Raw genomic sequence first — 6,391 nt, 5'->3', positions numbered from 1 at the left:
GGGGCGTTCCCCCTTTTTTACGGGGGGCGCCTCCCCCCCCCTCGCCCCCCCCCGGCCGCTCCCTCTGTTTTGGGTTTCCCCGGGGGGGTTGGGGCTTTGTGTCGCGATGGGCTGCGAAGCAGTCCCAGGATCTCGACCATATACACAATCAATTGGCCCCCGCCCGCACAGCACCCTACAGTGCGCCGCGAAACCCACCCAATCCAGGGAACCCCGCCATGAGCAAAAAGCCCAAGAAGCACGGCCCCAACAAGGCCAAGTCGATCATCACCCAGCCACTGTTCCGCTGCCGCCAGGAACGACCGGACAAGGGCAAAGGCAGCTACCGCCGCGAAGCCTTCCAATCGAGAGATTGGGAGGCTTCCTACTTTTTGGCGGCATGAAAGCATCGAAAGCGCAGGCATGGTATGGTCTTCACCTGACCTGCAATTCTGGATCTGTGCATGCTCTTCAGTCTTCTTCCCCGCTGGAAAACCCGTCAATTGATCGCGGCCTCCAGTTTCATCCTGCTCGTGGCCTGCGCAGAAAAGCCCACCGCAGCCGATGCCCTGCCGCTGGCACCCGCCCAACCCGCCCCGGTGGTCACCCTGCCCGGCGCAACGCCCGACTCCAGCACTGAAATCCAGCCTCTGCAAACCTTCGCGCAATGGCAGGCAGGCTTCCGTCAGCAAGCCCTGCAAGCCGGTATTTCAGCGGACACCTTCGACCGCGCGTTCCTCGGCATCACCCCGGACATGGATGTGATCAAGGCCGACCGCAGCCAGCCGGAGTTCACCCGCCCGGTATGGGAATACCTCGAAGGCGCCCTGTCGCCCTTGCGCGTGCGCAACGGCAAGAAGCTTCTGGAACAGAATGCCGATCTGCTGACCAGCATCGAGCAACGCTATGGCGTCGACCGCCAGGTCCTGGTCGCGGTGTGGGGCATGGAAAGCAACTTCGGCCAGTTCCAGGGCAACAAGTCGGTGATCCGCTCGCTTGCCACCCTGGCCTATGAGGGCCGCCGCCCGCAGTTCGCCCAGGACCAGCTGATCGCCGCGCTGCAGATCATCCAGCATGGCGACATCCAGCCTGAGGCCATGCGCGGCTCGTGGGCCGGTGCCATGGGGCAGACCCAGTTCATCCCGACCACCTACAACACCCATGCCGTGGACTTTGACGGCGACGGCCGCCGCGACATCTGGAACAGCACGGCCGACGCCCTGGCCTCGACCGCACACTACCTGCAGAGCTCGGGCTGGAAACGTGGCCAGCCGTGGGGCTTCGAGGTGCAGGTGCCGGAGGGCTTCGATTACTGGCAGGCCGATGGCGCGCTGCGCAAACCGGTGAGCGAATGGCTGGCGATGGGCGTGAAGCTGCCTGCCGGCACCCAACTGCCCGCCGGCAGCAACGAGCTGTCTGCCGCCCTGCTGCTGCCCGCCGGTGCGCGCGGCCCGGCGTTCCTGGTGCTGGACAATTTCCGCGCCATCCTCAAGTACAACAATTCGTCGTCCTACGCCTTGGCGGTGAGCTTGCTCGGTGACCGCTTCACCGGCTGGGGCTTCATTGCCGGCAGCTGGCCGAAAGAGGACCTGCCGCTCAGCCGTAGCGAGCGCATGGAGCTGCAGAACCTGCTGAACAGCAACGGGCATGAGGCCGGGAATGCCGATGGCATCATCGGCGCCAACACCCGCAAGGCGATCCGCAATGCCCAGCAGGGGCTGGGGTGGCCGGCGGATGGGTATCCGACGCACAAGCTGCTCGAGAGCCTGCGTCAGCAGTAAGATTGTTGGGGGCGCGTTGCGCCCCATCGCCGGCAAGCCAGCCCCCACCCCGACCGCATCAACCTCAAGGGCTGTGCTATCCCTGTGGGAGCTGGCTTGTCGGCGATGGGCTGCAAAGCAGCCCCGGCAATCTCAAGCCTTGAACAGCTCCTGCTCCAGCACCAACGTCTGCTGAACACTGTCCAGCCTGACCCGCGCCCCCAGCGGCAAGGACACGTTCGGGTCACAATGCCCACTGCGCCACCCGGCCAGCACCGGCACACCCAGCGGCGCGAAGATATCCTCCAGCAACGGCGTCAGTGCCGCCGTGCTAATCCCGGCAAAGTCCCCCGCCAGTACCCCGCTCACGCCCTCCAGCTTGCCCGCCAGGCGCAGCTGGGTCAGCAACCGGTCTACCCGGTACAGCGGCTCGTTGACGTCTTCGATGAACAGAATGCAACCCCGCGTATCCAGCTCGGCCAGCGTGCCCAGGGTCGCGCCGAGCATCGACAGGTTGCCGCCCAGCAGCGGCCCGCTGCCTACCCCTGGCAACACGCTGGCCAGCGCGTAACCAGCAGGGTGCGCGATTGGCTCACCGGCCCGCACGTGCCCACCCAGCTGGGCCAGCAACGACGCCTCGGTCGGCGCCAACTTGGCCCCCAGCAAGTCGGCATTGAGCATCCCGCCATGGAAGGTGAGCAGCCCGGCATGCCGGTAAAGCGCCGTGTGCAGCGCGGTAATGTCGCTGTAGCCGATCAGCGGCTTGGGGTTGCGTCGAATCAGCTCGAAGTCGAGCCGGTCAAGCAGGCGCATGCTGCCGTACCCCCCGCGCATGCACAAAATGGCGTCGATGGCCGGGTCGGCGAAGGCATCATGCAGGTCCTGCAAGCGCTGCTGGTCCGCCCCAGCCAGGTAGCCCTGAGCCTGCAAAGCCCCCGGGTAGATGCGGCAACGGTAACCGCGATCGACAAACCATTGGCTGGCCTTGTGCGTATCCAGCCGTGCCGGGCCCGCCGGCGCGACAATGGCAAAACAGGCATCACGCGGCAGCGCCGCAGGCAAGCAGGGTTGGAAGGTTTCGGCGCAATTCATCGCGGCTCCTCGCAGCGCGTATGGCACAAACAAAAATGCCGATGCCGCCCTTCGGCGTGCATCGGCACAGGTCACACTAGCGGTATTTCAGAGCTTGATCTTGGCTTCGTGAGCCTGTTGATCAGCGTGGTACGAAGAACGCACCAGCGGCCCGGAAGCAACGTTCTTGAAGCCCATCTTGTAACCTTCCTCGGCGAACCAGGCGAAGGTGTCCGGGTGCACGAAACGCTGCACCGGCAAGTGGCTGCGCGACGGCTGCAGGTACTGGCCGAGGGTGAGCATGTCGATGTCATGCTCGCGCATGCGCTGCATCACTTCGATCACTTCCTCGTCGGTCTCGCCCAGGCCGAGCATCAGGCCCGATTTGGTCGGTACGTGCGGCACCAACTGCTTGAACTTCTGCAGCAGGTCGAGCGACCAGTCGTAGTCCGAACCCGGGCGCGCAGCCTTGTACAGGCGCGGTACGGTCTCGAGGTTGTGGTTGAACACATCCGGCGGCTCTTGCGCGGTGATCTCCAGGGCAATGTCCATGCGCCCGCGGTAGTCCGGCACCAGGGTTTCCAGCTGCACGCCCGGCGACAGCGCGCGGATTTCGCGAATGCAGTCGGCAAAGTGCTGGGCACCGCCGTCACGCAGGTCGTCGCGGTCCACCGAGGTGATCACCACGTATTTCAGGCGCAGGTCGGCGATGGCCACGGCCAGGTTCTTCGGCTCGTCCAGGTCCAGCGGCTTCGGCCGGCCGTGGCCAACGTCGCAGAACGGGCAACGACGGGTGCAGATGTCACCCATGATCATGAAGGTGGCGGTACCACCGGAGAAGCACTCGCCCAGGTTCGGGCAGGACGCCTCTTCACACACGCTGTGCAGCTTGTGCTTGCGCAGCAGCTGCTTGATGCGGTCTACCTCGGGCGACACCGGGATGCGCACGCGAATCCAGTCGGGCTTTTTCGGCAGCTCGTCGGTGGGGATGATCTTCACCGGAATGCGCGCCACCTTTTCGGCGCCACGCAGCTTCACCCCAGCTTCCACCTTCTTCGGCGCTGGGCGCGAGGTGGCATCCTGGGTAGGGATCAGGTTCGGCACGGCTTCTTGCACAGTTGTCATATCAGTCGATTCCGCCCGTGAGGGTCGTCTGCTCAGCGTAGTCGAGGTGCTTGACCAGCTGTCCGCGCAGCCTTGTCCTGACCTCGTCGAGTTCGATCGGGCCTGCCAGGTCGCGCAGCTGGGTCATCGCCAGCCCCGCATAGCCGCAGGGGTTGATTCGGCGGAATGGCGCAAGGTCCATGTCCACGTTCAGCGCAAGGCCGTGGAACGAACGGCCGTTGCGAATTCGCAGGCCGAGGGAGGCGATTTTCGCTCCGTCGACATAGACGCCAGGGGCATCGGGCTTGGCCGCAGCCTGGACATCGTAACTGGCGAGCAGCTCGATGAGGGTCTGCTCGATCCGGCTGACCAGCTCACGCACGCCAAAACCAAGCCGGCGCACGTCCAGCAGCAGGTAGGCGACCAGCTGCCCGGGGCCATGGTAGGTCACCTGGCCGCCGCGGTCGGTCTGCACCACCGGGATGTCGCCCGGCACCAGCAGGTGCTCGGCCTTGCCGGCCTGGCCCTGGGTGAACACCGCGGGGTGCTCGACCAGCCAGATTTCATCCTGGCTGTCCGGGCTGCGCTGCTCGGTAAAGCGCCGCATGGCCTCCAGCACCGGTTCGTAGGGCTGCAGGCCAAGCTCGCGAAAACCGAGGCAGGCGGACATCAGAGCACCATTTTCACGATGCCGGTAGCGCGCAGGGCGCTGTTGATATCGTGCAACTGGTTCTCGCTTTCGGCAACGATGTGCAACTGCACGGTGGTGTACTTGCCTTCCTTGCTCTGGCGCTCGGCCAGGGTGGAAAGGTCGACCTTGGCGTGCTTGCTCAGAACCTCGATCACCATGTCCTTGAAGCCGACAACGGTGTCGCCGATGACCTTGATCGGGTAATCGGCGCAGGGGAATTCGATCTTGTGCGACTTGACGTCTGGTTCGCTCATGGCGGAAACGGCCTCGTAAGCCGTGGCAACAACAACGCCCCCGCGCAATACGCGGGGGCATGCAGGTCACGTATCAGTTGAACAACCCGTAGAAGAATAGACGGATGCTATCCCACATACGGCGGAAGAAACCACCTTCCTCGACGCCATCGAGGGCGATCAGGTCGGCGCTGTGAACCACTTTCTCGTCCAGCTTGACTTCCACCTTGCCGATCACGTCACCTTTGGCGATCGGTGCGGTGAGCTGCGGGTTCATGGTCATCGAAGCCTGGAGGCGCTTCAATTGGCCTTTAGGCATGGTCAGGGTCAGGTCTTCGGCCAGGCCGGCCTTCACTTCGCCAGTGGCGCCTTTCCAGACCGCCGACTTGGTCAGCTCGGTACCCTTCTGATAGAAGGTCTGGGTTTCGAAGAAGCGGAAGCCATAGGTCAGCAGCTTCTGGGTCTCGGCAGCACGCGACTGCTCGCTGTTGGTGCCGAACACCACGGCGATCAGGCGCTGGCCGTCACGTACGGCCGAAGCCACCATGCAGTAACCGGCTTCGTCGGTGTGGCCGGTTTTCAGGCCATCGACGGTCTTGTCGCGCCACAGCAGCAGGTTGCGGTTCGGCTGCTTGATGTTGTTCCAGAAGAACTCTTTCTGCGAATAAATGGCGTAGTGGGCCGGGTCGACATTGATGATCGCACGGGCCAGGGTCGCCATATCATGCGCCGACGAGTAGTGCTCCGGGTGTGGCAGACCGGTCGGGTTCATGAAGTGGCTGTTGGCCATGCCCAGGTCGGCGGCGGTCTTGTTCATCATGTCGGCGAAGGCATCTTCGCTGCCGGCGATGTGCTCGGCCAGGGCGACCGAGGCGTCGTTGCCGGACTGGATGATGATGCCGTGCAGCAGGTCGCTGACGGTGACCTGGCTGCCCACCTTGATGAACATGCGCGAACCACCGGTACGCCAGGCGTTTTCGCTGACGGTCACCGGGTCGTTTTCACCGATCTGGCCGCGGCGGATGTCCAGGGTCGCGATGTAGGCGGTCATCAGCTTGGTCAGGCTGGCCGGCGGCAGGCGCTCGTCACCGTTGTTCTCGACCAGCACGTTGCCGCTGGACGCGTCCATGAGTACGTAGGACTTGGCTGCCAGTTGCGGTGGCGCCGGCGTCATCTGCTCAGCCGCGAAGGCGGCAGGCGTGATCAGCAGCAGTACGGGCAGGCAAAGTCGTTTGGCAAGGTTGGTGATGTTCATCCGTCTCTCGAAAATCGCTAATGGTCTGATGTTCCCTGGGCAAGATCATGTGCCCAGCGCCAGTCAGTCTAGTTTTGTGGCCATGGGCCTGGCCCGGCAAAATGCGGCGTTATGTCGCTGCGGGCAAAAGCCGACATTGTACATATCTGCGCCCGGCAATTCATGACAAAACCGACAGTTTGGCGTTTCCATATTAGCGGGGGCCCCCCCCCCCCCCCCGGGGGGGGACACGCCGTTGGGGCCGGGGGGGGCCCCCCCAATCGCCACCCGGGAAGACACACAGAACCAGGGGGGCGCC

The 6,391-nt window shown here is 64.1% G+C and carries 7 protein-coding genes; 2 read left to right on the top strand and 5 right to left on the bottom strand.

From position 1 onward, the window contains the following. Positions 1-218 precede the first annotated feature (218 nt). The gene (gene arfA, locus C6A77_RS24845; protein ID WP_114171994.1) at positions 219-383 is read left to right on the top strand and encodes an alternative ribosome rescue factor ArfA; all 165 of its coding nucleotides are present in this window, start codon (positions 219-221) and stop codon (positions 381-383) included. A 60-nt stretch (positions 384-443) separates the two neighbouring features. Next, positions 444-1,760, top strand: a complete 1,317-nt coding sequence (locus C6A77_RS24840; protein ID WP_114171993.1) for a lytic murein transglycosylase — start codon at positions 444-446, stop codon at positions 1,758-1,760. Between the two features lie 132 nt (positions 1,761-1,892). On the opposite strand, the gene C6A77_RS24835 is transcribed toward C6A77_RS24840, so the two are convergent. The 5 genes from C6A77_RS24835 to C6A77_RS24815 form a co-directional block, all read right to left on the bottom strand. Then, entirely contained in the window at positions 1,893-2,831 is a 939-nt protein-coding gene (locus C6A77_RS24835; RefSeq protein ID WP_114171992.1) for an LD-carboxypeptidase, read from the bottom strand. 87 nt (positions 2,832-2,918) lie between these two features. Next, on the bottom strand, positions 2,919-3,935 hold the full coding sequence (lipA, locus tag C6A77_RS24830; RefSeq protein ID WP_114171991.1) for a lipoyl synthase: 1,017 nt from the start codon (positions 3,933-3,935) through the stop codon (positions 2,919-2,921). Position 3,936: 1 nt separating this feature from the next. Beyond that, on the bottom strand, positions 3,937-4,584 hold the full coding sequence (lipB, locus tag C6A77_RS24825; RefSeq protein ID WP_114171990.1) for a lipoyl(octanoyl) transferase LipB: 648 nt from the start codon (positions 4,582-4,584) through the stop codon (positions 3,937-3,939). Continuing rightward, a complete protein-coding gene (locus tag C6A77_RS24820; protein WP_008100495.1) occupies positions 4,584-4,859 on the bottom strand; it encodes a DUF493 domain-containing protein in 276 nt (91 codons plus the stop codon). Before C6A77_RS24820 ends, lipB begins: the two co-directional genes overlap by 1 nt. 73 nt (positions 4,860-4,932) lie before the next feature. Further along, positions 4,933-6,093, bottom strand: a complete 1,161-nt coding sequence (locus C6A77_RS24815) for a D-alanyl-D-alanine carboxypeptidase family protein (RefSeq protein WP_114171989.1) — start codon at positions 6,091-6,093, stop codon at positions 4,933-4,935. Positions 6,094-6,391: the final 298 nt, after the last annotated feature.

This window comes from Pseudomonas sp. AFG_SD02_1510_Pfu_092, assembly GCF_003331055.1.
Classification (GTDB): domain Bacteria; phylum Pseudomonadota; class Gammaproteobacteria; order Pseudomonadales; family Pseudomonadaceae; genus Aquipseudomonas.
This window is presented reverse-complemented; position numbering and strand designations above follow the sequence as displayed.

Bases quoted from the DNA above. Each gene is read 5' to 3' on its own strand.
- C6A77_RS24820 (WP_008100495.1), bottom strand. From the start codon at position 4,859: ATGAGCGAACCAGACGTCAAGTCGCACAAGATCGAATTCCCCTGCGCC.
- lipA (WP_114171991.1), bottom strand. From the start codon at position 3,935: ATGACAACTGTGCAAGAAGCCGTGCCGAACCTGATCCCTACCCAGGAT.
- arfA (WP_114171994.1), top strand. From the start codon at position 219: ATGAGCAAAAAGCCCAAGAAGCACGGCCCCAACAAGGCCAAGTCGATC.
- C6A77_RS24840 (WP_114171993.1), top strand. From the start codon at position 444: ATGCTCTTCAGTCTTCTTCCCCGCTGGAAAACCCGTCAATTGATCGCG.
- C6A77_RS24815 (WP_114171989.1), bottom strand. From the start codon at position 6,093: ATGAACATCACCAACCTTGCCAAACGACTTTGCCTGCCCGTACTGCTG.
- lipB (WP_114171990.1), bottom strand. From the start codon at position 4,584: ATGTCCGCCTGCCTCGGTTTTCGCGAGCTTGGCCTGCAGCCCTACGAA.
- C6A77_RS24835 (WP_114171992.1), bottom strand. From the start codon at position 2,831: ATGAATTGCGCCGAAACCTTCCAACCCTGCTTGCCTGCGGCGCTGCCG.